The following is a 25024-nucleotide window of genomic DNA, read 5'->3' as shown; positions in this document are numbered from 1 at the left end:
TGCAATACGAGGGAAGTCAACGCTTCTCGCTGCCTTGCAGGATACCTTGATTTACGTTAACTCTGAACAGCTATACGGTTTGCGGGTTTAAACGGCTCAGGACCGAACGCTCCATTTTTCAGTAACCTGGGTCTGACCAGACACTATGCAACTCATAATGATCACGCCGGCACAGCCGGGTTCGAGAGCAGGAAACCGGGCAACGGCAGAGCGCTGGAAAGCCCTGCTGGAAAACGCAGGTCACGCTGTCGAGGTTGTTACCCAATATCACGGTGAAGCCTGTGATGCCCTTATAGCCCTGCACGCCTGGCGCAGCGTTGATGCCATACGTCGGTTTCGTGAAACCTGGCCCGAAAAGCCCCTGATCGTGGCGCTGACCGGCACGGATATCTATCACCACCAACACGAGTACCCAGAAGACACCCTCTATTCCATGGACGTGGCCGATACCCTTATCGGCCTGCACGATCTCGTAGCCGAAGACATACCTGCCGACTTGGCCGACAAGCTGGTTACCCTATACCAATCGGCGGAGGGTCCTGAGTCCTTTCCCGCGCCACGGGCCGAAGGCAATAGCGGCACGTTCGGCGCATGTGTGATTGGCCATCTGCGGGACGAAAAAGATTCGCTCCGGGCGGCCTATGCCGCGCGATTGCTTCCGGCAGACTCGCAGATCGGGATTTTTTGCGCCGGCAAAGCTCACAGCGAAGAGTGGCAACACAAAGCGGAAGCTGAGATGGCTGAGAATCCGCGTTTCCATTGGCTCGGGGAGTTGGACAAAGCCAACACCCGACAGTTGATGGCGAACAGTCAGGTGATGGTGATCAGCTCGGTAATGGAGGGCGGCGCGAACGTGGTATCCGAGGCCTGCCGGGTTGGCTTGCCGATACTGGCATCCGATATCCCGGGAAATGTTGGTTTGTTGGGCCGGGACTATGCCGGATATTTCCCCGTTGGAGACGAACAGGATCTGGCCAATCTGCTTCATCGCGCAGAGACCGATCCAGTGTTTCTCGATATCCTCAAAAAACAGGTTGGCAAGTTGGCCGGGCGTTTTCTGCCAGAAAAGGAGCAGGCATCCCTGGAGCAGGCGCTGCAGCTTGCGATGCAGCGCTGCTCAAAGAGACATTAATCCCTGAGGGAAATGGGCTCGATGGGCCCGGAATCATCCTGGGCGGTGATGCGGCCGATGATGGCTGTATGCGGATAGCCCAAAGACTTCAGCTCCCGAACACATTCCTCGGCCTTGTCTGCCGCAACGCTGGCGAGAAGTCCTCCCGCCGTTTGCGGGTCGAAGATCAGCGGGTACCGTGGATGGTTAACCCACTTTTCCTGATCCCGGATACCCCGGCGCAAACGGATGTTTGCCGGTTGCAGGGAACTCAGAATGCCCGCTGCGGCAGTCTCCTCGGCGCCAGGAAGGATGGGGATGGCCGAGAGATCCAGCTCGGCATCGACGCCCGAGGGTTTGGTCATTTCAACCAGGTGCCCGAGCAGGCCGAAGCCGGTAACGTCTGTACAGGCTTTGGAGCCGAATTTCCGGAGACAGTCCGCCGCCGCCTTGTTGGACTGAACCATTGAGGCCAGCGCAGAATCGATCCATCGGCCCTTTGCAGCCAACTTGGCGTGGGCGGCGAAGAGGGTGCCGGTGCCGATGGGCTTGGTAAGGATCAGAACGTCTCCGGCTTTCAGCCCACCCTTGCTCATGACATCTTCCGGGTCGATCAGGCCGTTCACAGCAAAGCCCAGAGCCAGTTCCTTACCCTCGCCGGTATGCCCGCCAACAAGTGCACACCCGGCTTCGTTCAGCACTTCCACAGCACCGGACATCATCTGGTAGACCACGTCCTCAACCTTGGATTCAATGCCGTAAGGCACGGTGGCAACGGCCGTGGCACTCTGCGCCTCGGCACCCATGGCAAACACATCACCCAGGCTGTGATTGGCCGCCACCTTGCCAAAGATATAAGGGTCGTCAATGAATGCACGGAAAAAGTCCACGGTGTGAACAACGGCTTTGCCCGGCGGTACTCTCAACACAGCGGCATCGTCCGGGGCATGAAGGCCGATCAGGATATCATCACGCTCGATGGGTTTGAGCTCTCCCAGGGCGCGTGAAAGAACCGTGCTGCCCACCTTGGCGCCACAACCACCACAACGCATCGCAACCGCAGAGATTGCCTGGGAAGCTTCTTCGGCATTCTGGGCCGCAGCGGTATCCGGCAGTTTGGATTCTTCCTCCATCGGAGGCAGATCAGTGAATTTCTTCATGAACCGGCGATCAATCCAGTCCTTCCAGCGCCAGACCCAGGCGCCATCAAACTGCATGTCGCCCCGGGAGGCGACCGCGTATTTATCGCCCGTGCTGATCAACGCCAGCCATTTTTTCTGGGGGTAGAAATCCTTCGGATCTTTTCCGGTCGCCAGACGCTTGAGGTTGTCGGCCAGTGGGGGACCTTGCCTTACAGCGAACACGCCCGCTTTTTCACGGGGGTGGTTAAGCACATTGGCGATGTCGCCGGCAGCAAAAATGCTGTCGTCGTTCTCCACCTGCAAGGTATCGCGTACCCGCAGGAACAGCCCGTCATCCAGCGCGAGGCCTGTGTCTTTCAACCATTCCGGACCACCGGCCCGGGTCACCCAGAGCACTTCGTCGGTTTGCAGGGTTTCACCGGATTCGGTGACCAGTAACCCTTCCTGAACCTTGCTCACCGGAGACCCCAGGTGAACCTTCACACCGCGTTCCGACAATGTCCTGCGAAAAACCTCGCGAACCTTCGGGTTATGGGTGGGAAGAATTTCGTCTGCGGCGTCAAAGAGGTGGAAGTGAAGCTGACCGGGATCTTTGCCCCGCTGCTTCAGTTCATTCTTCAGGCGGAATTGCATTGCCAGGGTGAGTTCCACCCCACCAGCGCCAGCCCCGACCACAGCAACCGTAAGGGGGCCGTCGTGGTTTTCAATACGGGAGAGCAGGGCAAGCCAACGGTTATTGAAACCGGTTATGGGTTTTACCGGCACCGCGTGGTCCGAGGCGCCTTCCACTTCATTAACCCGGGGAGACGAGCCAATGTTGATGGAAAGAATGTCGTAGGGCACATCCGGACGACCACGGCAGATAACCCGCTTCCGTTTACGGTCGATACCCATGGCTTCGGCACGATAAAACCGGGCGCCTGCGTATTCGGCCAGGCGGCTCAGATCAATGTGCACATCATCGTAGCTGTAATGGCCGGCCACGTAGCCGGGCAACATGCCGGAATAGGGGGTGTGGGTGTCGCGGCAGATGAGAGTCAGGCGCACGCCGGGAACCGGGTTCATGGCGAACCGTTTCAGTACCCCGACGTGGCTGTGCCCGCCGCCAATCAGGACAATGTCCCGTAATACAGGCTGGTCAGGCGTTCGCATTAGCTGATTTTCTTGGCTTCAGCTGTAAACTGGCTGTATCCCTTGACGTTTGAGAAGGCCTTGAGTTTTTCCTGGTCTTCCGCAGACGGGTTGGCGATCTGGTCGATGGAAGTGATGCCGGCATCCTTCATCTTCTTGGCAGTGGCAGGGCCAATGCCTTTGACCAGTGTCAGGTCGCTCTTATCCACCGGCTTGGCAGCTTTGGCAGCCGGCGCTTTCCTGGCGGCAGGCTTCTTCGCCGCTGGCTTTTTAGCAGCAGGCTTGCTGGCAGACGCTTTTGCTTTAGAGGCCGTTTTGGTGGTTTTCTTCGGAGCAGATTTCTTGGCGGCTGTGCTGGCTTCCTTGCTCACTTCATCGGTGAGCTTCTTCACTTCCTGCCCCGCCTCCTTGGAGGCCACACCCAGGCGCTCAAGAATGCTGCTCTGCAGTTCGTGGAATTCCTCAAGGCGACGTTCAAACTCTTCGTGGAAACGCTTCATCTCCCGGTCGCGAAGTTCGTCAATTTCCTTGAGCAATTTGCGCACCGGTTCCTGGACCTGATTCTGCAGGCTGTCGAACTGCTTCAGCGCATCGTTCACCAGGCCTTCGATCTGGGCGGAGGTCTTTTCGAACTCCTTGTTGACCTTTTTAACGATCTTATCAACGTTCTGTTTGGCTTTCTTCGCCATGGAATGTCTCCTTACGGGCAGGTTTCAACGAAAAATCAGGATCAGGCCATTTGCCGGAAACCGGAAATGGAGCCTGGGGAACGACGTGATTTGAGTGATTGCTTTTTGGATACCACTTCCCGGATTCTGCGGAGCTTTTCCGCCAAAGAGGAGCCCCCGTTGGAGTCAAGTTCCACAAAATCAATGGAATAGAAGAAATTACTGCAGTGCTTTCTGCGCTCTGTCACCAGGCCGGAAAGGCCTTCCGCCCGGATCTCGTCAAACGGCATATCCATAACGAGGTCCAGCACCACGGTATCACCGGGGTTGAACACTTTGTCGGTTTTCATCACACACCCATAGCCGTCCAGTTCGTACAGGGCGGCCTCGACAAGTTCCTTTCGGAAAAGGCCCTGTCTGATTCGAAATCGGGCGACAAGATCCGGCAATGCTTCGTTCATGAATCAGGTTCTCTGGTGATTTCCGTATCCACAGCAACCTGTCTCATCGGGAGACAGGCTGGATATTGATTAAACAATAGACACTGAACTTTGGTTTTGCAACGCCATCAGTGCCATACGTTCGACCGCTAACGCAGTTTTTTAACAATCTTTTACGGCCAATCAGGCCAGTTTACTTTGTCTTCAGCTCGTACATATCAACGCGGCGATCTTTCAGGTTGGTGACAGACCCCTCGTTGCGTACCAGCTTCAACTTCTCCAGGTCCATATCGGAGAACATGATCATCTCCGTATTCGGCGTTGTTTCGGCCATCACCGCATCGTGGGGGAAGGCGAAATCGGACGGCGAGAATACGGACGACTGGGCGTACTGGACGTCCAGGTTCTCGACTTTCGGCAGGTTGCCGACACTGCCGGTGATTACGACATAACATTCATTTTCGATTGCCCGGGCCTGGGCACACTGGCGAACCCGAAGGTAGCCGTTCTTGGTGTCTGTCCAGAAGGGCACCATGATGATATCGACTTCCTGGCTGGCGGCAATACGCCCCAGCTCGGGAAATTCAATGTCATAACAGATCATGATGGCAACCCGGCCGGCATCGGTGTCGAAGACCTCAAACTGGTTGCCGCCTTCAATAACCCAGTCCCGACGCTCGTGGGGTGTAATGTGAATCTTGCGCTGCTCATCCACGCGGCCATCCCGGTGGCAGAGGTAAGACACGTTATAAACCCGGTCGTTCTCGATCAGCGGCATGGAGCCGGTGATGATGTTGATGTTGTAACTGACCGCCATTTCAGACATCTCTTCCCGGAACTGCTGGGTAAACCCGGCCAGGAAACGGATGGCCCGGGTCTGGTCCATCTGGTCGGTCAGGCCCATCAGTGGCGCGTTGAAAAACTCCGGGAAGATCGCAAAGTCGCTCTTGTAGTCTGATAGCGCATCCACGAAGTACTCCACCTGCTCGAGCACTTCTTCAACAGAGGTAAATTCACGCATCTGCCATTGCACAGCGCCAAGCCGTACCAGCGTTTTCTTTACGCTCAGTACCGGGGAGGGCGGGGTGTAAAGAATGTTCCGCCATTCCAGCAACGTTGCGTAGCCCTGGGATTTCTCATCCTCTGGCAGGTACTTGTGCATCAGCCGGGTGACCTGAAAATCGTTCGAAAGCTGGAAGCTCAGGATCGGATCGTAGATTTCCTTGCGGTCGACGCGCTGAATGTACTCCTCTGGAGAATACTGCTCGGCGTATTTGAAGTAGCTCGGGATACGCCCGCCCGCGAGAATGGCACGCAGGTTCATGGAGCGACAGAGTTCTTTCCGCGCCTCGTACAGTCGACGCCCCAGTCGATAGCCCCGGTAGTCGGGGTGGATGAAGACATCCAGTCCGTAGAGGGAGTCGCCATTGGCGTTATGCCAGATCTTCTCGTTCCGGAGGATGAGATCATCGTAGGTGTGCGGGTTACTGAAGCGCTCGTACTTCACACAGACCGTCAGTGCAACGGCAATAAGCTGTCCGCTTTCCTCAATACAGATCTGGCCGTCAGGGAACTGCTCCACCAATGCTTTGATGGTTTCCTTGGGCCAGGCGCCTCCGATGTCGTCGTAAACGCGATCCATGAGCTTCTGAAGCTGTTCGTAGTCTTCAAGCTTCAGGTTCCGGAGGTTGAGGTGCAGTTCTTCATGGGCCATTCAGTTCGGCTCCCGTTCGTTTTGGAGTGAGGACAAGCTCAGCATTTGCGTCAATACTGTAAAAGTTTAACAGAAGCCGCTAAAGACTTCGCATCGCAGGCCGAAAGACAAATTAACGAATATCAATTTCCATTGCAGAGGATTGAACTGTGCAGCTGACATTCGGGCAAAAGCTCCTGACTGCTTTCGGTATTCTGTTGCTGTTGGTTATGGGGGCTTTCACGCTCTCCGGCGATTTACGGCTGCAGAACACCACCAAAACCTATGTAGACGCGCTGATCGACGATACCGTGCAGCAAAGCACCTCAAGCATTGCCGAGTGGCTCAATACCCGGCTGGTGATGACCGAAGCAACCGCCAAAGCCCTGGAAAGTGCCGGGAATGATGAGGAAGCCAGGGTAGTGCTGCAAGCCATAACTACTGGCGGCGGGTTCCGGGATGTCTATGTCGGCCGCACAGATGGCTACATGCTTATGAAGTCGCCGGAAGCCAATGCAACGCTGCCGTCCGATTACGATCCCCGCGAACGCCCCTGGTACAAGAAGGCCATGAGCCTTGGGAGCGCATCATTTACCGAGCCGTACCAGGACGCCAGCACCAACGATATGATCATCTCCACGCTGGCGCCAGTTAAGCGTGGTGAATACGAAGGCGTGGCCGGTGCAGATATCGGCCTGGGCGCCATCGCAAAAACCCTGTCTACCGTGACCCTTGCGGATACCGGTTACGCAGCCCTGATCAACGAACGGGGTACCGTGCTGTTCCATCCCCGGCAGACCCTTGTCGGCAAGAACATCAGTGAATTGATTGGAGGCAAACCGGATTTCGGCGGATCCGCCCACGAATACAGCAATGAGGAAGGGAACTGGGAGGCCAGTTTTCATCCCATCAGTGAAGCTCGCGGCGTGGAATGGTACCTGGGCACGTTTGTGAATGCCGACAAAATAAACGCCCCGGTTCAAAGTGCCCGGATGACCGGGCTGATCATGGCGGTCATTGGCCTTATTGTGTCACTGGTGATACTGCACCTGGGCATCAAGGTGCTGATGGCCCCCGTTCGCCGGCTGAACAAGGCCATGGCCGACATCGGTAGCGGCGATGCAGATCTGACCCGACGCCTGGACGATAGTGCAAAGGATGAGTTTGGCGAGTTGGCCAGAAGCTTCAACCAGTTTGTTGAGAACATACAGAACGTGGTTCGGGATGTTCAGCAGGGCAGCGCCGAACTGGGCCAGAACGTCAGCTCCCTGAGAGACACCGCCAGCACCAGTCGCTCAAGCGTAGAGAGCCAGCAGGCAGAGATCGACATGGTGGCCACCGCCATCAACGAAATGTCCGCCGCTGCAAATGAAATCGCCCAGAACGCCCAGCAAACCGCAGATGCAGCCAATAATGCCGACGGAGACAGCCGCGCGTCGCTGGAGACCGTTGCCGCCTCCCGGGACGCCGTCCAGAAACTCTCGAAGGAGGTCAACGCTGCCGCCGAGGTTATCGACACCCTCGGTAAAGATGTTGCCTCCATTACCACCGTGCTTGAGGTAATCCAGGGCATCGCAGAACAGACCAACCTGCTGGCGCTCAACGCAGCCATCGAAGCGGCAAGGGCCGGTGAGGCCGGGCGTGGTTTTGCAGTTGTTGCAGATGAGGTGCGCAACCTGGCTCAGCGCACTCAGTCCAGCACAGAAGAAATCAACAATATGATCGAACGCTTGCAGAAGGGCGCCAGTGATGCTGTTGATGTGATGCAAGCCTCCACGGCCGTTTCCAATGTCAGCATGGAGAAAGCACAGGACGCCATGGAAGCCCTCAATCGTATTGCCGAGGCCATTACCTCCATCAGCCAGATGACTTCGCAGATTGCCACAGCCTCGGAAGAGCAGACGTCCGTGACAGAAGAGCTGAACTCGTCGATTACCCGAATTGCGGATCAGGGCCAGGAGGCAGCCGCCGCCGCGACGGAAAATGACGTCTACAGCGGCCAGATCGAAAGCATTGGCAAGGCCTTGAACCAGAACGTATCCCGGTTCCGGGTGTAGTGGGCAAGTCTAGCGACTGAGTAGGTCGAGGCGCCGGCGCAGGTTTTCCAGTGTACTGCGCCCGACGTACCGCGATTCCTCGCTCAGAAACGGATTTTCCAGAGCGATCACCGTGCGGGTGTCGAGGTTGAGATCCCTGACGGCTCGGGCGTAGTAGGCCCTCAGGAAGTCGCTGAAACTTCCGTCATATATGGCTCGTTCAATGCCCAGTTGCAGACGATGGGCGGTCTCCTGATCGTGGGGGCCGACGAAAAGATAGGAAGGCATGGGGTAAGCAATCAACAGATTGGGTTCGATCACCAGGTTCGGATCCTGCTCCATTTCCAGGTCGTAAAGTACCTCACTCACGCCCCGGGCAAAACAATCAAAGCGTTTGTTCCGCAGCATCCCGAAAAGTATCTCGTATCGGGAGTGGGTAACTACCGGAATACCATTTGCCTCCAACACCGGCGTGTCCGGCCAGTGTGAGCCCTGGCCGATCCAGATCTGACTGGCTCGAAGGTCATCCAGATTCTTAATACCTGCGAACTTCGGTAAGGATTCAGGCAAAACCACGCAGACCCGAAAACCCAGAAGGCCGCCATCAACCGGGAAGGGAATTGCGGTCAGGAACTCCTCCCGCTCGGCCGACGTCGCTACATTGGCTATATCAACAAGACGGGATTGGCCATCTGTCAGTTCGCGAAGCGCACGGCCCTGGCTCAGTTCTTCACTCCGGATAACCCGGAAGTCGCCATACTCCGGGGTCTTCTTCAATGCCAGCTCAACGAGTGCGCGGATAGCCGGGCTGTCATAATTCCGGTACCAGAGGACATAATCTCGACCGTTGGCTTGCGGATCAATTGCGACTGGCGCCGCTGCGGGCAGGGGCGCTGAAAAGAGGCAGAGGCTCAGAACCGAGAGGCGAAGCACCAGTTTCCGAAGAGGGGAGCTGTTCATGAAAGCGGGCAGATAACATTCCAAATCAGAGATCCTTTCTTAATCCTGGAAACGCTGGCCTTATTGGCAATCGTGATTCACACGGGCACCTCTCACTCTAGAACAAAAACTCAAAAATAAATCGGACAATCTCCAAAAAAATTGTAAAAGATTCTTGCGGCTTGGGGAGACCATTGTAATCATCGGCTTCGACCAAAAAACGGAGCAGGATAATGGCAATTATCGACAACCTTATCGGCGCTACGGGGCAGTGGGTGGCAAGTGCGGATCCCAAGGCTACCTTGAGCAGCCCGTTGGCCTGGCTGAAGAAAACCGGCGGTTACGCGGCGGTGAACAAGATCGTTGGCCTGTCCATCCCTTTTGCACCGAGGAATAACTTCAGTGTTGAAGAGGTGAGACCGGGCTATGTGCGGGCGAAAATTCGGCTGAAAGGCAACAAGAACCACTTCGGCAGCCTGTATGCCGGTGCCTATTTCCTGGTGGCCGAAATCCCGGGTGGTGTGCTGACGCTGTTTGACCTTGGCCCTGCCTACACGCCAATCCTCAAGGAAATGACTCTGCAGTTCCTGCAGCCGGCTAACAGCGATGTCACCGTGGAGTTCACGCTGCCGCCAGAAACCGTGGCAGGCATTCTTGCAGACGCCGACGAAACCGGCCGGGCCAAATTTACCCTGGAAGGAAAGCTGGTGGACCAGGAAGGCAACCATGTGGCGACCTCCATCGCCCATTACCGGGTGCGCAAGAAGGGCTTTAAAGCAGAGGCCTGACCATTACGACTGGTCCAGGCCGGCAATGGTCTGGAGGAAGATCTCGCCATATTTCTCGAGCTTGGCGGCACCCACGCCGCTGACTTCCGCCAACTCGTCCAGGGTGCGGGGCTTGCGTTCAAGCATTCCAAACAGGGTAGTGTCATGGAAAATGACGTAAGGCGGCACGCCCTGTTTGTCGGCCAATTCCTTCCGGCAGGCCCTCAAGGCTTCCCAGCCTGCCTGGTCGGTAATCTGGTCCTTCACCGGACTGCTGGACCGGCCGCCGGAAGCTCGGCCTGCCGTTTTCTTGATCACCGGATCCTTGCGCAGCTCGATGGCCTGCCGACCTTTTAATAGGGGACGGCATTGCTCTGTTAGCTGGAGTGCCCCGTAACCCTCCGGATCGGCCCGCAGATAGCCATTGGCCACCAGTTGGCGGAAGACGGATTTCCATTCGTTGGCACTGAGCTCTGTGCCAATGCCGTAGGTGGAAACCTGATGATGGCCGGATTGCAGAATCCGTTCGTTTTCCGAGCCCCTGAGCACATCAATCAGGTAGGTTACGCCAAAACGCTGGCCAGTGCGGAACACGCAGGACAGGGCCTTCTGGACGGCCACGGTTCCATCCCAGGTTTCCGGCGGATTCAGGCAGGTATCGCAGTTGCCGCAGGGTTGCTCAAGCTCGTCCCCGAAATAACGCAGCAATACCTGACGACGGCAACTGGTGACCTCGCAAAGCCCCAGCATGGCGTCGAGCTTCTGGCGCTCCACCCGCTTGAAGTGGTCGTTGCCCTGGGAGCTCTCCAGCATTTGCCGAAGTTTGATCACATCCTGCAGGCCATAGACCATCCAGGCAGTCGAGGGCTTGCCATCCCGTCCGGCCCGGCCGGTTTCCTGGTAGTAGGCTTCAAGGCTCTTGGGCAGATCCAGATGAGCCACAAAGCGCACGTCGGGTTTATCGATACCCATGCCGAAGGCGATGGTGGCGACAATAATCACGCCGTCTTCACGCAGGAAGCGCTCCTGATGATGGGCGCGCTGTTCCGAGGACAGGCCGGCGTGATAGGGCAGAGCGGTATAGCCTTTCTGGGCCAGGGTTTTCGCGGTAGCGTCCACCTTGTTGCGGGAAAGGCAGTAGACAATGCCGCAATCGCCCTCATGTTCGGCTTTAATGAAGTCGAGTAACTGTTTGTTTGCGTTTATTTTTGGTGCGATTCGATATTGAATGTTCGGGCGATCAAAGCCACTGACAAAGTGCCTTGCCTCGGTCAGTGACAGCCGTTCGGCAATCTCCTTTCGGGTACGCTCGTCGGCGGTTGCCGTCAGCGCGATGCGGGGGATGCCGGGAAACTGCTCGGCCAGCATGCTGAGCTGGAGGTAATCGGATCGGAAGTCATGGCCCCACTGGGACACACAGTGGGCCTCGTCGATGGCGAACAGCGAGATCGAGGCGTCATGAAGAAGTTGAATGGTACGTGGCTGTATCAGCCTTTCCGGCGCGCAGTACAGCAGGTCCAGCTCACCGGTCATCAGTGCATACTCGGTGGCCCGGGCCTGCTCGAAATCCATGGTGGAGTTGAGGAACGCAGCCCGCACACCGAGCTCTTTAAGTGCCGCAACCTGATCCTGCATCAGGGCGATCAGCGGCGAAATCACAATCGCCGTGCCTGAGCGCACCAGTGCCGGCACTTGATAACAGAGGGATTTACCCCCGCCCGTAGGCATGAGCACCAGGGCGTCGCGCCCTTCCGATACCTCCCGGATGATGTCAACCTGCAGCGGCCGGAACGATTCGTATCCGAAGACTTCGTGCAGCACCTGTTCCGGATCACGTCCCGAGGTGGTGGGGCGCTCGGTGGAAAGCTGTTCGAAGTCCTGATCAAAATACATAGAGTAACCGGTTCATCGGCCTGGAGCCGCTGTATTGAGACGGGTGAAATGCCGGGTTCGGCGCGGTTGGCAATGATACCAGATTAACCCTGAGGATTGGCCAGCAAACCCATGTGTCGGATGGAGGCAAAGTAGTGGAAGAAACGCTACAATACCGCGTTTTTGAACTACCGTTTAACGCCATACTGTGACAGACACTGATAATAACAGGGCTTCCATGCAGGAATTTGATGCCATCCGTCCGTATTCGGACGAAGAAACCGGCGCTGCTATTCACCGCCTGGTCAATGATCAGGAATTTCTGGATATGGTTGGTCGCTTCAAGTCTCCGACCCTGGCACGCTGGGCGCCGGCCATGTTGCGTGTATTTACCCGTCGCTGGCTCAGCAGCCATTTTGGCCACTACACCCGCGTTGATGATCTGCAGGCCGGGCTTTCCGGCTACGTGGGTGAACTGGTTGACAGCACCACCACAAGAGTGACGTCCAGCGGGCTTGATAACCTCGACAAGCACGGCGCCTACCTGTTCATTTCAAACCATCGGGACATCGTTTTCGACCCCATGGTGGTGAACTACCTGCTGTTCCAGAACGGTTTTCATACCACCCGGATTGCCATAGGCGACAATCTGCTGGCGAACCGTGTGTTTGCTGAAATGATGCGGCTAAACAAAAGCTTTGTGGTGCGCCGGAGCATGACCAGCCCGCGGGAGATGCGCGATGCCTACATCACACTCTCCGGTTTCATTAACCACAGCATCGACACAAATCACAGCATATGGATTGCCCAGCGGGAAGGCCGGGCGAAGGACGGCCTTGATTTCACCGATCCGGCCATCATCAAGATGTTCTACATGAGCCGGAAGAAAAGCGGGCTCAGTTTCGCAGAAGCCATGAACCGGCTGCATGTGGTGCCGGTTTCCATAGCCTATGAATACGATCCCTGCGATGCCGACAAGGCCCGGGAACTGGAAACCCGGGCCAGAACCGGCCAGTACATCAAGCGCGAGGGCGAAGACACCGAGCAGATCATGAAGGGACTGACCGGTTTCAAGGGGCACGTGCATGTGCACTTTGGTGCGCCCATTCATGACTCCCCGGAAAACCCGAAAGATCTGGCAGGCCGTATCGACCGGGAGATGCATGCGAACTATCACCTGCATGCGTCAAATCTGGTGGCTTACCAGCAACGAGGCCTTCATCCCCAGTCTCACGACACACCGGATACCGTCAGCGATTCGGTGGTCACTGCCGAAACCTGGTCGCCGGCAGAGATGGAGGCTGCCGAGGCTGAGATGGAAAGGCGCCTGGAAGCCTGCGATCCGGCCATCCGGCCTTATCTGCTGGATATGTATGCCAATCCGGTAGTCACCGCGCTTGAGGCCAATGCCGAAAAATCCGGCAACTCCGAATAAGCCGGCACACAATTTTCAGACGAGAGGTAAACCGTGCAGGATCTTCAGTACATCGAAATTGAAACCGGGGACAACCCGACCGCAGCCGTCATCTGGCTCCATGGCCTTGGTGCCAGCGGCCACGACTTCGAGCCGGTGGTTCCGGAACTGGGCCTGCCGGAAGATGCCGCGGTGCGTTTTATCTTCCCCCATGCGCCCAACCTGCCAGTGACCATCAATGGCGGAATGTCCATGCCGGCCTGGTATGACATCAAGGCCATGGACATTGATCGCGTGGTGGATACCGAACAGTTGCGGGCGTCCGCCGACGCCGTAGCAAAGCTTGTTGAGCGTGAAAAGGAGAAGGGCGTTCCGGCAGACCGGATCATCATCGCCGGTTTTTCTCAGGGCGGGGCGGTTGCCTACGAATTGGGGCTCAGCTATCCGGAACGGCTCGGTGGCATTCTGGCGCTTTCAACCTACTTTGCCACTGCAGACACGGTTCAACGTTCGGAAGCAAACGCCGATGTGCCAATCAGCGTGTATCACGGCACCTTCGACCCGATGGTGCCGGAATCACTGGGTGTGCGCAGTGTTGAGGCCCTGAAGGAAATGGGCTACGAGCCCTCCTACCAGACCTTCCCCATGGAACACAGCGTGTGCCTTGAGGAAATCCAGGACATTGGCCGGTTCATTCGCCGACACCTGCTTTGAAGAACCGCCATGCCCGGGCTCATACCCAGAGCATGGCGCCCATCTCCAGCGGATGGGTTAGCGATTCATGGTACGGATACATCCGTAACCTTAGGGTCTGCAAGCCAGGATAGGGTGGCTGCACACAGGTGGCGAACACGGTTCGGCCCTCCGCTTCACTCTCCTTATCCAGAAAGAAGCTGTCAGGCCCCGGGCTGCCGTGGGTTCCGGTGCATTCAGGACTGACCAGGCATTCCACGCGAACATCCTCGGCTGACAGGCCATTGAGCGTCGCCTCTACCCGAAGCTCTACGGCGCCATCATGGGGACACGAAGATTTAACGCAGCCGACCACCCGCAATTCAACACCCGGCCAGGCGTACCTGACCCTTGCTTTCCAATCTGCCAGCCCGATGGCAACCTGGCCGCCGTCGGCCATAAGAATTGCACCCTGGCTTGATGCTGGCTGGTAATAATTATTCACGTAGTCCATCACCATGCGCTGGGCATTGAACCGGGGCGTAATGGATTTCATCGAAGCCTTGGAGCGCTTGACCCAGCCCTTGGAAAAACCCTGTGAGGCACGATCGTAGTACAGGGGCACCACCTCGAATTCGATCAGGTCAATCAGGTCCCGTGCTTCTTCCTCGTTACGGAACTCCGGATCCAGTTCGGTATCCCTGGGCGGAATGCCCCAGCCGTTCTTGCCGTTGTAGCCTTCCCCCCACCAGCCATCGAGTACGCTGAGATTCAGGGCACCGTTCAGGGCGGCTTTTTCGCCGGAGGTGCCGCTGGCTTCCTTCGGGTATTCCGGGGTGTTCAGCCACACATCCACGCCACTGAGGAGCCGGCGGGCCATGGCCTGGTCATAATCCTCGAGCAGAATCAGGTGCCCCATCAACGAGGGGTGCATGGACAAATCATGGATAACCTTGATCAATTGCTGGCCAGGCTTGTCTTTCGGATGGGCCTTACCGGCAAAGACCAGCACCACCGGCCGATCCGGATTGGTGAGAATCCGCTCCAGCCGCTCCAGATCGGAAAAAATCAACGTCGCGCGCTTGTAGGTTGCGAACCGTCTGGCAAAACCGATGACCAGCGTGTCTTTTTCCGAGGACGTGAGCTGCCGGGTCATCCGGTCTGTCACGGAGTGACCAGTGCCGTTGCGCTTATGCTGGCGCTTGAGGCGCCGGACGACGTACTCGCCCATTTGCTGTTTTAGCGCCTTGTGTACGCTCCAATAGTGATAATCCGGAATCTGGTCGATAAATTCCCAGAAATCCGGGTTCCTGAGCTCGCTCTTCCAGGTGGGCGCCTGAATATCAAACAGACTGGACCATTCCGGCGCCAGAAAGGTAGGTACGTGCACACCATTGGTGATGTAGCCGATGGGGTTTTCTGCCGGCGGCACCTGGGGCCAGATATCGCCTTCCATCAGCGAAGCGACACCTCCATGAATACGGCTGACGCCGTTGTGGTACCGAGAGCCACGCAGCCCAAGGCTGGTCATGTTGAAGCTGTCGCCACCATCTTTTGCACCCAATGCGAACACCTGCTGGAAATCCAGCCCGGCTTCTTCCAGATATCTACCGAGAGCATGATGAACCAGGGCTCTCGGGAAAATATCGTGCCCGGCAGGTACCGGTGTATGGGTGGTAAACAGGGTAGCGCCGGCAACTGCTTCCAGAGCTGATTCAAAGCCGAGCTCCGAATTCATCATGACGTTGCGGCAACGTTCGAGGATCTGGAACGCAGCATGGCCTTCGTTGATGTGCCAGACAGTCGGCTTCAGGCTCAGGGCTTCCAGTACCCGCGTTCCGCCGATGCCAAGCAGCATCTCCTGGCTGATACGGGTGGATTCGTCGCCACCATACAGCTGGAGCGTGAGATCCTGATCCTCCGGGCCGTTTTCCTCGGTGTAGCTGTCCAGCAGGTACAACCGGATATGACCGACCCGCGCCTCCCAGACTCGCGCCACCACGTCGCGACCGGGGAAGGGAACCGACACCTTGAGTACCTGGCCGTCTATTTCCACTGGCGTTATGGGCAGTTCATCGCTTGAATGGGACTGGTAGCGCGCAATCTGCTGACCGTGGGCGTCGATACTCTGAATAAAGTAACCCTGCCGATACAACAGACCCACAGCGACAAAGGGCAGGGCCAGGTCACTGGCGGCCTTGCAATGATCGCCGGCAAGGATGCCCAGGCCGCCGGAATAGATCGGAAAACTTTCGTGGAAGCCGAATTCGGCACAGAAGTAAGCCACCAGGGCCTGTTCCGGATCGAGCTTCTCCGTCACTTCCGGGCCCGGGCCAGCCTCCAGATAGGCATCGTAGCTACTCAGGACCCGACGATACTCGGCCAGAAACGCCCGGTCTTCAGAGGCTTCATCGAGTCGATCCTGGGCAACCCGCCGCAGGAAAAGCTTCGGGTTGTGCTCGACTTTCTGCCATAGCGGTAGGTCAATACGGACAAACAGGCTTCGAACGCCGTGGTCCCAGCTGTAGAACAGGTCATTGGCAAGCTCTTCCAGTCGTTCCAGGGGTTCGGGAAGCAGGGGATGAGCTTCAAGTCGGAATTCCGTTGCTTTATGCATGTTGGTTGCCTCCAGGCGGGCAAGCGCTCGCACTAATCCAGCTGTTGTTGGTCACGTTCTTTGAGAATACGTTGATACAGATCGCCATAGGTGCGAGCCCGCTGCTTCCAGGAATAGTCGATCGCCATGCCGTTGTCCTGCAACCTCCGCCATTGCTTACGTTTTTCAAAAACCTGTAGCGCGCGGTTTACTGCAGCCAGTAACGAATCGGCATTGGCGCCGGTAAAAACGAATCCGGTGGCCTTGTCGATGCCAACCTCCTGAGGGTCCTTGACCGTGTCTGCCAGCCCGCCAACACCGTGCACCACCGGAATCGTGCCGTACCTGAGGCTGTACATCTGGTTGAGCCCACAGGGCTCGAATCTCGAGGGCATCAGGAACAGGTCACAGCCGGCCGTGATGCGGTGGGATAGCCCCTCGTTGTAGCCCAACGTGAGAGACATTTGCCCCGGCCATTGCCGGGCAAGGCGTTTCAGGGGCTCCTCGTAACTGGCTTCACCGGAGCCAAGAACGACAAACTGGCAACCCTGTTCCAGCAAGTGCGGCATCACCGAAACCAGCCAGTCCACGCCTTTCTGTTCAACCAGTCGCCCGATGAAGCCCAGTAGTGGACCGCCGTTTACCTCCAGCCCGAGCTCTTGCTGCAGGCCGGCCTGGCACTGCGTCTTGTTCTTCAAGTGATCCCGGCCATAGTGGAAGGACAGTTCAGGGTCCTCCTCTGGATTCCAGACCCGGTTATCGATGCCGTTGAGAATGCCGGTGAGCGCGTCCTGGCGGTGTCGGAGCAAACCATCAAGTCCATTACCGAATTCCGGGGTCTGGATCTCGAGCGCATAGGTCGGGCTGACGGTGGTGATTCGGTCACTGAAAACCAGGCCGCCCTTGATGAACGAAAGCTGCCCGTAGAATTCAAGCTGCTCGAGGTTCCAGAGCGAATCAGGCAGACCCAGGGCACGGAAAGTCTCGTGGGAGAAGAGTCCCTGGTAGGCGAGGTTATGGATGGTAAACACAGTGCCGGGCCTGTCGTGGTAGGCCTCTAGAAATACCGGTATCAGCCCGGTTTGCCAGTCGTTGCAGTGAACCAGATCCGGTCTCCAGGACAGGCCTGCCTCTCCCATGGCGATCATGGCGCCGACCTTTCCGAACAGCTCAAAGCGATGGGCATTGTCCCACCAGTCTTTGCCTTCCTCGTTCTTGTAGGGGTTGCCAGGGCGATCAAACAATGGCGGACAGTCCACTAGCCATAGCGTGACAGCGGTGCCGGGCAGTCGGGTCTGCCAGAGGCTCACATTGTATTGCCCCAGCTGAAACCGCGCCTTCCTTCGGGAGCCTGCCTTTCTTGCTGCTCTCAAAGCATCGGGATAGCCCGGTAGAAGTATCTGTACGTCGTATTCCAGGCGGCAGAGCGCTTCCGGCAAACTTGCAGAAACGTCGGCAAGACCGCCGGTTTTCATCAAGGGATAAACCTCACTGGTTGCAAACAGCACCCGGATCATAAAGCCGGCCTCAGAATGATCGCGCCCAGTGGTGGCAGGGTTAGTTCCACGGACCACTCACGGTTCATCCAGGGCTGGGCATCCGCAGGCATGGGGTAGGGATTTCCCAGATTACTGCCACCGTAATACTCTGAATCGGAATTAAAAACTTCCCGCCAGTTGCCACCTTCAGGCAGGCCGATCCGATAGTGGTGTCTGGGCATGGGTGTGAAATTAACGACAATCACCGAGGTTTCGCCCTTGGCGGTGCGCAGGAAACTGATCACTGACTGGGGGGAATCATGGCAGTCGATCCACTCGAAACCACCCGGCTTGAAGCAGGCGCCGTGTAACGAGACCTCCCGTCGGTAGATACCGTTCAGGTCCTGGACCAGCTTTTTAATACCCTGATGCTCCGGGTAGGCCAGTAGAGACCAGTCCAGTTCCCGGGATTCACTCCATTCGCGTCGCTGCCCGAATTCACCGCCCATAAAAAGAAGTTTGGCGCCCGGGTAACTGAACATGTAGGTAAAAAGCACCCTCAAGGTAGCCCTCTGTTGCCATTCGTCGCCGGTCATTTTGTTGATCAGGCTGCCTTTGCCATGAACCACTTCGTCGTGGGAAAGCGGCAGCAGGAAATTCTCCGTGAAGGCATAGAGCAGCCCAAAGGTCAGTTTGTCGTGATGATACTGACGATACACCGGATCCTGTGCCAGATAGTCCAGGGTGTCGTGCATCCAGCCCATGTTCCATTTCAGGTTGAACCCGAGTCCGCCAATTTCCGGTGGCCGGGTTACACGCGGCCAGGAGGTCGATTCTTCCGCACAGACCAGCGTTCCGGGGAAGCGGCTCTGGCAGACCTGGTTCAATTCCCGCAGGAACTCAATGGCTTCGAGGTTTTCATGGCCTCCATGCACATTGGGCTCCCACTCGCCTTCCTTCCGGGAGTAGTTGAGGTACAGCATGGAAGCCACCGCATCCACCCTGAGTCCGTCGATATGAAAGGCGTCCAGCCAGAACAAGGCACTGCCGATCAGGAAGTTCCGCACCTCATGCCGGCCATAGTTGTAGATGAGTGTGCCCCAGTCCTGATGACGCCCTTTGCGGGGATCTTCATGTTCGTAAAGCGCACTGCCATCAAAGCGGGCAAGGGCATGTTCATCGGTCGGGAAATGTCCCGGTACCCAGTCCAGAATCACGCCGATGTTGTGCCGGTGGCATTGGTCCACCAGATAACGAAGATCGTCCGGCGTGCCGAACCGACTGGTGGGCGCGTAGTAGCCGGTGGTCTGGTATCCCCAGGATTCATCCAGGGGGTGTTCGGTGACCGGCAACAGTTCAATGTGGGTGAAGCCCAGTTCGAGCACATAGGGAATGAGTTGGTCGGCCAGTTCCCGATAGGTCAGCCATCGACCCGAACCGTGGTGGCGCCAGGAGGCGGCATGAACCTCGTAGATGGAGATGGGCGAATCCTGCCAGTTCCAGCGACTCCGCCGGGCCAGCCAGTCGCCATCGCCCCAGCCAAAGTGGCCGCGCTCGGTGACTACAGCAGCGGTGGAGGGCCTGAGCTCGAAAGCCTGTCCGTAGGGATCGGTTTTCAGGATCTGCCGGCCTTTGTCCGTTGTGATGGCGAATTTATAGAGAGCGCCGTTACCGATGCCCGGGATAAAGCAGGACCAAACTCCCGTGCCTTCATGCAACGACATGGGATGGATGCCCGCGTTCCATTCGTTAAAGTCACCGGCAACACTGACGGCGCTGGCGTGCGGCGCCCAGACTGCAAACCGGACACCTTCCACACCTCGGTTCCTGCAGACATGGGCACCGAGCACGTTGTAAATGTGCCAGTGGCGACCCTCGGCAAAAAGATGGAGGTCGAATTCGCTGAGCGTTGGACTGTCCATAGACCGTGCTGTTCCTGACCAGATGAGGCGCTTTGAGCGTCCCTTCATTGGACGCGAAAGGGCCTGTTTAAAAAATGACCCAAAACAAGTTTACGTCATAATTCCGTGCTAGTGTTCTACTATAGTTTAGGGCGTCAAAAACGTGGCAAACCCTTGCGGTTAAACGACCGGTTACAGGGAAGGTTTTCTTCAGGGAAGCAGCTATGCAAACGGCCAAGCGTTTCGTCAGTCGTCTCACTCGTCAGACTCTTGCTCTGGTACTTGCCGGAGGGCGGGGATCCCGCCTCCACGATCTCACCAAATGGCGGGCCAAACCGGCGGTGCCCTTTGGAGGCAAGTTCCGGATTATCGATTTTCCACTCTCGAACTGCATAAACTCCGGCATCGGGCAGGTTGGTGTAATCACCCAGTACAAATCCCATTCCCTGATCCGCCATATCCAGCGGGGTTGGGGGTTTCTTCGGGGAGAACTGGATGAGTTCGTAGAGCTCTTACCTGCGCAACAGCGGATCGAGACGTCCTGGTATGAAGGAACGGCGGACGCTGTACTTCAGAACCTCGACATCATTCGCAGCCACCAGCCAGAGTATGTGCTGATTCTTGCGGGTGATCACGTGTACAAGATGGACTACGGCACCATGCTGGCCCATCACGTGGAGAATGATGCCGATATTACCGTGGGCTGTATCGAAGTACCTCTCGATGAAGCCTCGGCATTCGGGGTGATGTCGGTAGATGACGAGTTGAGGGTCACCGAGTTCATCGAGAAGCCAGAACAGCCCAAGCCAATGCCGGGCCAGCCCGGAAAGGCGCTGGCATCCATGGGCATCTATGTGTTCAGTACCCAGGTGCTCTTCGACGAACTCATGCGCGACCAGCAGATGGATGGCGAATCGTCTCACGATTTCGGCAAGGACATTATTCCCTCCGTCATCAAGCGTCTGCGGGTGGTCGCATTCCCGTTCCGTAATCCGGTTGAGAACAAGCCGGCCTATTGGCGCGATGTGGGCACCGTTGACGCACTCTGGCAGGCAAACCTGGAGCTGATCGGAATCAGCCCGGAGCTCAATCTCTATGATTCCCACTGGCCGATATGGACCTATCAGGAACAGCTGCCACCGGCAAAGTTTGTTTTTGATGATGACAATCGACGAGGCATGGCTGTGGACTCCATGGTGGCCGGCGGCTGTATTGTCTCTGGCGCTCTGGTGAAGCATTCCTTGTTGTTTTCGCAAGTTAAGATTCATTCTTATAGTGAAATCTCGGATTCGGTCATCTACCCGGATGTCGAGATTGGCCGTCACTGCCACATCCGCAATGCCTTGATTGATCGTGGCTGCCGCATCCCCGAAGGGACGAGGATAGGTTTCGACGAGGCCGATGACCGGAAGCGGTTTCATGTATCGCCCAAAGGTATTGTGCTGATCACGCCCGAGATGCTCGGGCAGGATTATCCCCATGGCCTCTGACACCAAAACACCGGTTGTACTCTGCTGGCACATGCACCAGCCGTCTTATCAGGATATGCGCACTGATCAGTTCCTGTTTCCCTGGGTGTACCTTCATACCATCAAGGATTACAGCGACATGGCGGCGCATCTGGAAGCGAATCCGGACGCCAGGGCGGTAGTCAATTTTGCCCCGGTTCTGCTTGAGCAGATCGAGACCTACCTTATTCAGATTGAAAAATGGCGCCATGGCGCTGGCGAGATCGGCGATCCTTTGCTCGCAGCTCTGGTTGCAGAACAGTTGCCGGAAACCGGCACGCCTGCGTTTCTGGGATTGATCGATAAGTCTCTGCGGGCGAACCGGGAACGGATCATCAATCGGTACCCGGCCTACGCGCAGTTGGCGGAGCTTGCAGAGGTTTACCGCAAAAAGCCCGAGCTGCAGAGATACATTTCAAGCCGGTTTCTTTCCGACTTGCTGGTTTGGTACCACCTTGGCTGGATGGGAGAAACCATCCGCAGAAGCAGCCATTGCATCCAGAGCCTTCAGGAGAAGGGCCACAACTTTTCGATGGATGACCGTAAGGCTCTTCTCGACGTGATTTTTGATGTGTTATCCGGCATCGGCCCAAGGTACCGGCATCTTGCGCAAAAAGGGCAGGTGGAGCTGTCTGTCAGCCCCTACACCCATGCCATGCTCCCTCTGTTGATCGACCTGGGTGCTGCCCGCGAGGCCATGCCAGATATCGCTTTGCCAGCACACAGCCATTACCCGGAGGGTGAAGCGCGCGCAGCATGGCAGCTCCAACAGGCAAGGACCGTTTTTCAGCGCTTCTTCGGTGTTGATCCCTCCGGCTGCTGGGCTTCCGAGGGTGGTCTCAGCCAGGCCACACTGCGCCTGTTGGATCAACATCAATTCCGATGGACTGCCAGCGGAGATTCTGTGGTGCACAACAGCCTCAATCTGGCCCGGCAGGACAACCCGGATTTGCCCGATGCCGGGATTCACCAGCCCTATACGTTCGGCGAATCGGATACCGCCGTCTTCTTCCGTGACGACGGTCTGTCGGATCTGATCGGTTTTACTTACGCAGACTGGCATGCCAGGGATGCCGTTGGCGACCTGGTGCATCACATGGAAAACATTGCGGGGCAGGCCAAGGGCAAGACGAAGCCGGTGATTTCCGTGATCATGGATGGCGAAAATGCCTGGGAGTATTACCCCGAGAACGGTTTTCACTTCCTCGGCGAACTTTATCGGGTACTGGCAAACCACCCCCGGCTCAGATTGACCACTTATGCCGATCTGGTGGCGAACCCCGTAGCCGCGCCGGTTCATTTGCCGCATCTTGTTGCCGGCAGCTGGATTTACGGTACGTTCTCCACCTGGATCGGTGACCCGGACAAAAACCGGGCCTGGGATCTGCTCTGTGAAGCCAAAACCCACTTCGACCGGGTGATGGACAATGGCAGTCTCAATTCGGAGCAGAAAGCGGCCGCCATGCAGCAACTGGCTATCTGCGAAGGGTCCGACTGGTTCTGGTGGTTTGGTGACTATAACCCGGCCCAGATCGTCAACGACTTTGAGCATCTGTACCGCCGCCACCTCGTCAATCTCTATGAAATGATCGGCTACCCGGCGCCGCCATCCGTGTTCCAGAAGCTCAGCCAGGGCAGTGGAGAACCGGCTCGCGGCGGTACCATGCGGCCGGGTCATGAGGCGGATCATCCTGCATGACTTCAGCGAACGACAAGGATCTGTTCAGTGCCCGAAGGGCCGGTGTGCTGCTTCACCCGACCTGTCTGCCCGGAAGCCTGGGTGTTCTGGGCGCCGGCGCCCGCCGGTTCGTCGATTTTCTGGCCGACAGTGGCATCACCATCTGGCAGACACTGCCTATTGGACCGACACACCAGGATCTTTCACCGTACCAATCCCTGAGCGCCCACGCGGGCAACCAGGATTTTATTGACCTCGCTGAACTGCTGCAGACCGGACTACTGGCCGACGCTGAACTGGCCCAGCCCATCGCCGAATCCCGCCAGCAGCTGCTGGCCATCGCCGCCCAACGGTTTTACGAGGGCCATGCCACAGGCCGGAAGGGCCTTGATCTGGCCGGATTTGAAGCTTTCCGGGCAAGAAATGATTACTGGCTGGATGATTTCTGTCTGTTCTGCGCAATCCGGGAGGTTCAGGAGTCGCCAGGCTGGCTCCAGTGGCCAGAGCACTTGAGGGATCGGGAGCCGGCTGCCTTGCAGGCCTTTGTCGACCAGAACCAGGCCAGACTGGCTCGCATCAGGTTTGAGCAGTTCCTGTTCAACCACCAGTGGCAGGCACTCAGGGACTATGCACGAAGCCGCAATGTTTTGCTGTTTGGTGATATCCCCATATTTGTCGCTCAAGACAGCGCCGATGTCTGGGCCAACCGACAGTTCTTCAAACTGGACGCCCGGGGCGAACCCACTGTGATTGCCGGTGTGCCGCCGGACTATTTTTCCGAGGAGGGCCAGCACTGGGGTAATCCACTCTACAACTGGCAGGTCATGGCGGAAGATGGCTACCAGTGGTGGCTTCAACGGCTCGAAAGCCAGCGCCATCTGTTCGATCTGATCCGGATAGACCATTTTCGGGGGCTTCAGGCCTATTGGGAGATCCCGGCTGAGGCCCCTCAGCCACGAAACGGCTATTGGGTTCCTGGCCCCTCTGACCATTTTCTACAGGCCTGCTTCGACCGGTTCCCGGATTTACCCCTGGTAGCCGAAAACCTCGGCATCATCAGCGACGATGTGGAAGAACTTCGTCATCGCTTCCGGCTGCCGGGGATGACTGTGATGCAGTTTGGCTTCGACGGCAGCCCAAACAATCCGCATCTACTTCACAACCACCAGCCCCGGGATCTTGTCTACACCGGCACCCACGATAACGACACAACACTGGGGTGGTACCGCAGCCTGGATGACCGTACCCGGCACTATGTGAACGATTATCTGGCCACCAGTGGTGATGGGATGCCATGGCCGGTAATTGAAGCGGCGTTCCGTTCGGTCTGTTCATTGGCCGTGGTGCCTATGCAGGATTTCCTGGGTCTTGGAACCGAGGCAAGGTTTAATACGCCGGGCACCGTTAGGAATAACTGGACATGGCAACTGAGTTGGAATTTTTCTGAGGAAGACCTGTCGAAATTCATCGCCGACGCAGTAAAGCGACATGGGCGTCTCACCCAAGACTGACCATTTTTTGATCAGCATCAAAGAGACGCTCTCAAACCTTCGATATAAAACACAGGCGGTATCAACAATTGGCGTTCTGAATGAGTCATGAGGGGGAAATATGGAACACAGACTCAGTAGACGCGTAGAGGGAAAGCTCGGCCTGTTGGTATACAAGCGCGGGATGCCGGTTGCGACCGGTCAGATTCGCGATGCTTCCAAACGTGGTCTGTTCATTGCTACGGACTACACTGACGTTCAGTTAAACCAGACCGTAGAACTGGAGTTCCGTTTTCCGGATACCCAGGAAAAGCGGTTCCGTCGGCTGAAGGCCCACGTTGTGCGGAAATCAGATCGCGGCCTTGGTGTCGACTTCGAAGGCGTCGAGAACGACAGTTTTACAATCTCTTCACTCATTAACTGGCTGAAAAGCCACCACATGCCAGTCAATTATTTTCCTGTTCGCCGTAAACAAGCATAGTTCGCCC

The 25024-nt window shown here is 57.0% G+C and carries 18 protein-coding genes; 9 read left to right on the top strand and 9 right to left on the bottom strand.

The genetic code is table 11. From position 1 onward, the window contains the following. Positions 1 to 157 precede the first annotated feature (157 nt). Entirely contained in the window at positions 158 to 1132 is a 975-nt protein-coding gene (senB, locus tag A8B84_RS17375; RefSeq protein ID WP_264753900.1) for a selenoneine biosynthesis selenosugar synthase SenB, read from the top strand. Here senB and selD read toward each other — a convergent pair. From selD to A8B84_RS17355, 4 genes are all read right to left on the bottom strand, one after another. Next, on the bottom strand, positions 1129 to 3405 hold the full coding sequence (gene selD, locus A8B84_RS17370) for a selenide, water dikinase SelD (RefSeq protein WP_064230412.1): 2277 nt from the start codon (positions 3403 to 3405) through the stop codon (positions 1129 to 1131). The two genes, senB and selD, sit on opposite strands and share 4 nt — an antisense overlap. Next, positions 3405 to 4073 carry a helix-hairpin-helix domain-containing protein gene (locus tag A8B84_RS17365; protein ID WP_064230411.1) on the bottom strand — a complete coding sequence of 223 codons (669 nt, stop codon included), beginning with the start codon at positions 4071 to 4073 and terminating at the stop codon, positions 3405 to 3407. The genes selD and A8B84_RS17365 overlap by 1 nt, the downstream gene beginning before the upstream one ends. Before the next feature lie 41 nt (positions 4074 to 4114). Continuing rightward, the gene (locus A8B84_RS17360; RefSeq protein WP_064230410.1) at positions 4115 to 4513 is read right to left on the bottom strand and encodes a hypothetical protein; all 399 of its coding nucleotides are present in this window, start codon (positions 4511 to 4513) and stop codon (positions 4115 to 4117) included. 172 nt (positions 4514 to 4685) lie between these two features. Continuing rightward, positions 4686 to 6206: a bifunctional GNAT family N-acetyltransferase/carbon-nitrogen hydrolase family protein gene (locus A8B84_RS17355; protein ID WP_064230409.1), complete on the bottom strand. Its 1521-nt coding sequence runs from the start codon at positions 6204 to 6206 to the stop codon at positions 4686 to 4688. A 149-nt stretch (positions 6207 to 6355) separates the two neighbouring features. On the opposite strand from A8B84_RS17355, the gene A8B84_RS17350 reads away from it, so the two are divergent. Then, on the top strand, positions 6356 to 8242 hold the full coding sequence (locus tag A8B84_RS17350) for a methyl-accepting chemotaxis protein (protein WP_064230408.1): 1887 nt from the start codon (positions 6356 to 6358) through the stop codon (positions 8240 to 8242). Between the two features lie 9 nt (positions 8243 to 8251). Here A8B84_RS17350 and A8B84_RS17345 read toward each other — a convergent pair whose 3' ends face one another. Further along, a complete protein-coding gene (locus A8B84_RS17345) occupies positions 8252 to 9205 on the bottom strand; it encodes a hypothetical protein (RefSeq protein ID WP_082905215.1) in 954 nt (317 codons plus the stop codon). A 188-nt stretch (positions 9206 to 9393) separates the two neighbouring features. Between A8B84_RS17345 and A8B84_RS17340 the strand changes: the two genes are divergently transcribed. Next, positions 9394 to 9948 carry a PaaI family thioesterase gene (locus A8B84_RS17340; protein ID WP_064230407.1) on the top strand — a complete coding sequence of 185 codons (555 nt, stop codon included), beginning with the start codon at positions 9394 to 9396 and terminating at the stop codon, positions 9946 to 9948. A gap of 3 nt (positions 9949 to 9951) precedes the next feature. On the opposite strand, the gene recQ is transcribed toward A8B84_RS17340, so the two are convergent. Next, positions 9952 to 11820, bottom strand: a complete 1869-nt coding sequence (gene recQ / locus A8B84_RS17335) for a DNA helicase RecQ (RefSeq protein ID WP_064230406.1) — start codon at positions 11818 to 11820, stop codon at positions 9952 to 9954. Positions 11821 to 12037: 217 nt separating this feature from the next. On the opposite strand from recQ, the gene A8B84_RS17330 reads away from it, so the two are divergent. Then, complete coding sequence (locus tag A8B84_RS17330; RefSeq protein ID WP_064230405.1) at positions 12038 to 13234, top strand: lysophospholipid acyltransferase family protein; 1197 nt, start codon at positions 12038 to 12040, stop codon at positions 13232 to 13234. A gap of 33 nt (positions 13235 to 13267) precedes the next feature. Continuing rightward, positions 13268 to 13927: an alpha/beta hydrolase gene (locus tag A8B84_RS17325; RefSeq protein ID WP_064230404.1), complete on the top strand. Its 660-nt coding sequence runs from the start codon at positions 13268 to 13270 to the stop codon at positions 13925 to 13927. Positions 13928 to 13946: 19 nt separating this feature from the next. Here A8B84_RS17325 and glgP read toward each other — a convergent pair whose 3' ends face one another. Genes glgP through glgB form a run of 3 tightly spaced genes read right to left on the bottom strand, consistent with a single transcriptional unit; the run spans position 13947 to position 19881 of the window. After that, the gene (gene glgP / locus A8B84_RS17320) at positions 13947 to 16502 is read right to left on the bottom strand and encodes an alpha-glucan family phosphorylase (protein WP_201257908.1); all 2556 of its coding nucleotides are present in this window, start codon (positions 16500 to 16502) and stop codon (positions 13947 to 13949) included. A 32-nt stretch (positions 16503 to 16534) separates the two neighbouring features. Beyond that, complete coding sequence (glgA, locus tag A8B84_RS17315; RefSeq protein WP_064230402.1) at positions 16535 to 17998, bottom strand: glycogen synthase GlgA; 1464 nt, start codon at positions 17996 to 17998, stop codon at positions 16535 to 16537. Next, positions 17995 to 19881 carry a 1,4-alpha-glucan branching protein GlgB gene (gene glgB / locus A8B84_RS17310; protein WP_064230401.1) on the bottom strand — a complete coding sequence of 629 codons (1887 nt, stop codon included), beginning with the start codon at positions 19879 to 19881 and terminating at the stop codon, positions 17995 to 17997. Before glgB ends, glgA begins: the two co-directional genes overlap by 4 nt. A 203-nt stretch (positions 19882 to 20084) precedes the next feature. Between glgB and glgC the strand changes: the two genes are divergently transcribed. The 4 genes from glgC (at position 20085) to A8B84_RS17290 (ending at position 25017) form a co-directional block, all read left to right on the top strand. Then, positions 20085 to 21350: a glucose-1-phosphate adenylyltransferase gene (gene glgC / locus A8B84_RS17305; protein ID WP_064230400.1), complete on the top strand. Its 1266-nt coding sequence runs from the start codon at positions 20085 to 20087 to the stop codon at positions 21348 to 21350. Then, the gene (locus A8B84_RS17300; protein WP_064230399.1) at positions 21340 to 23067 is read left to right on the top strand and encodes a glycoside hydrolase family 57 protein; all 1728 of its coding nucleotides are present in this window, start codon (positions 21340 to 21342) and stop codon (positions 23065 to 23067) included. Before glgC ends, A8B84_RS17300 begins: the two co-directional genes overlap by 11 nt. Further along, positions 23064 to 24557, top strand: a complete 1494-nt coding sequence (gene malQ, locus A8B84_RS17295) for a 4-alpha-glucanotransferase (RefSeq protein WP_064230398.1) — start codon at positions 23064 to 23066, stop codon at positions 24555 to 24557. Before A8B84_RS17300 ends, malQ begins: the two co-directional genes overlap by 4 nt. A 100-nt stretch (positions 24558 to 24657) precedes the next feature. Further along, entirely contained in the window at positions 24658 to 25017 is a 360-nt protein-coding gene (locus A8B84_RS17290) for a PilZ domain-containing protein (RefSeq protein WP_064230397.1), read from the top strand. Positions 25018 to 25024 lie beyond the last annotated feature (7 nt).

Source organism: Marinobacter sp. EhC06, from assembly GCF_001650915.1.
GTDB lineage: Bacteria > Pseudomonadota > Gammaproteobacteria > Pseudomonadales > Oleiphilaceae > Marinobacter.
Note: the sequence above shows the minus strand (reverse complement) of the source record. Positions and strands in the feature narration are given on the sequence as shown.

Bases quoted from the DNA above. Each gene is read 5' to 3' on its own strand.
- A8B84_RS17360 (WP_064230410.1), bottom strand. From the start codon at position 4,513: ATGAACGAAGCATTGCCGGATCTTGTCGCCCGATTTCGAATCAGACAG.
- glgC (WP_064230400.1), top strand. From the start codon at position 20,085: ATGCAAACGGCCAAGCGTTTCGTCAGTCGTCTCACTCGTCAGACTCTT.
- glgA (WP_064230402.1), bottom strand. From the start codon at position 17,998: ATGATCCGGGTGCTGTTTGCAACCAGTGAGGTTTATCCCTTGATGAAA.
- malQ (WP_064230398.1), top strand. From the start codon at position 23,064: ATGACTTCAGCGAACGACAAGGATCTGTTCAGTGCCCGAAGGGCCGGT.
- recQ (WP_064230406.1), bottom strand. From the start codon at position 11,820: ATGTATTTTGATCAGGACTTCGAACAGCTTTCCACCGAGCGCCCCACC.
- A8B84_RS17330 (WP_064230405.1), top strand. From the start codon at position 12,038: ATGCAGGAATTTGATGCCATCCGTCCGTATTCGGACGAAGAAACCGGC.
- A8B84_RS17290 (WP_064230397.1), top strand. From the start codon at position 24,658: ATGGAACACAGACTCAGTAGACGCGTAGAGGGAAAGCTCGGCCTGTTG.
- glgP (WP_201257908.1), bottom strand. From the start codon at position 16,502: ATGCATAAAGCAACGGAATTCCGACTTGAAGCTCATCCCCTGCTTCCC.
- senB (WP_264753900.1), top strand. From the start codon at position 158: ATGATCACGCCGGCACAGCCGGGTTCGAGAGCAGGAAACCGGGCAACG.
- A8B84_RS17340 (WP_064230407.1), top strand. From the start codon at position 9,394: ATGGCAATTATCGACAACCTTATCGGCGCTACGGGGCAGTGGGTGGCA.
- A8B84_RS17365 (WP_064230411.1), bottom strand. From the start codon at position 4,073: ATGGCGAAGAAAGCCAAACAGAACGTTGATAAGATCGTTAAAAAGGTC.
- A8B84_RS17300 (WP_064230399.1), top strand. From the start codon at position 21,340: ATGGCCTCTGACACCAAAACACCGGTTGTACTCTGCTGGCACATGCAC.
- glgB (WP_064230401.1), bottom strand. From the start codon at position 19,881: ATGGACAGTCCAACGCTCAGCGAATTCGACCTCCATCTTTTTGCCGAG.
- A8B84_RS17355 (WP_064230409.1), bottom strand. From the start codon at position 6,206: ATGGCCCATGAAGAACTGCACCTCAACCTCCGGAACCTGAAGCTTGAA.
- selD (WP_064230412.1), bottom strand. From the start codon at position 3,405: ATGCGAACGCCTGACCAGCCTGTATTACGGGACATTGTCCTGATTGGC.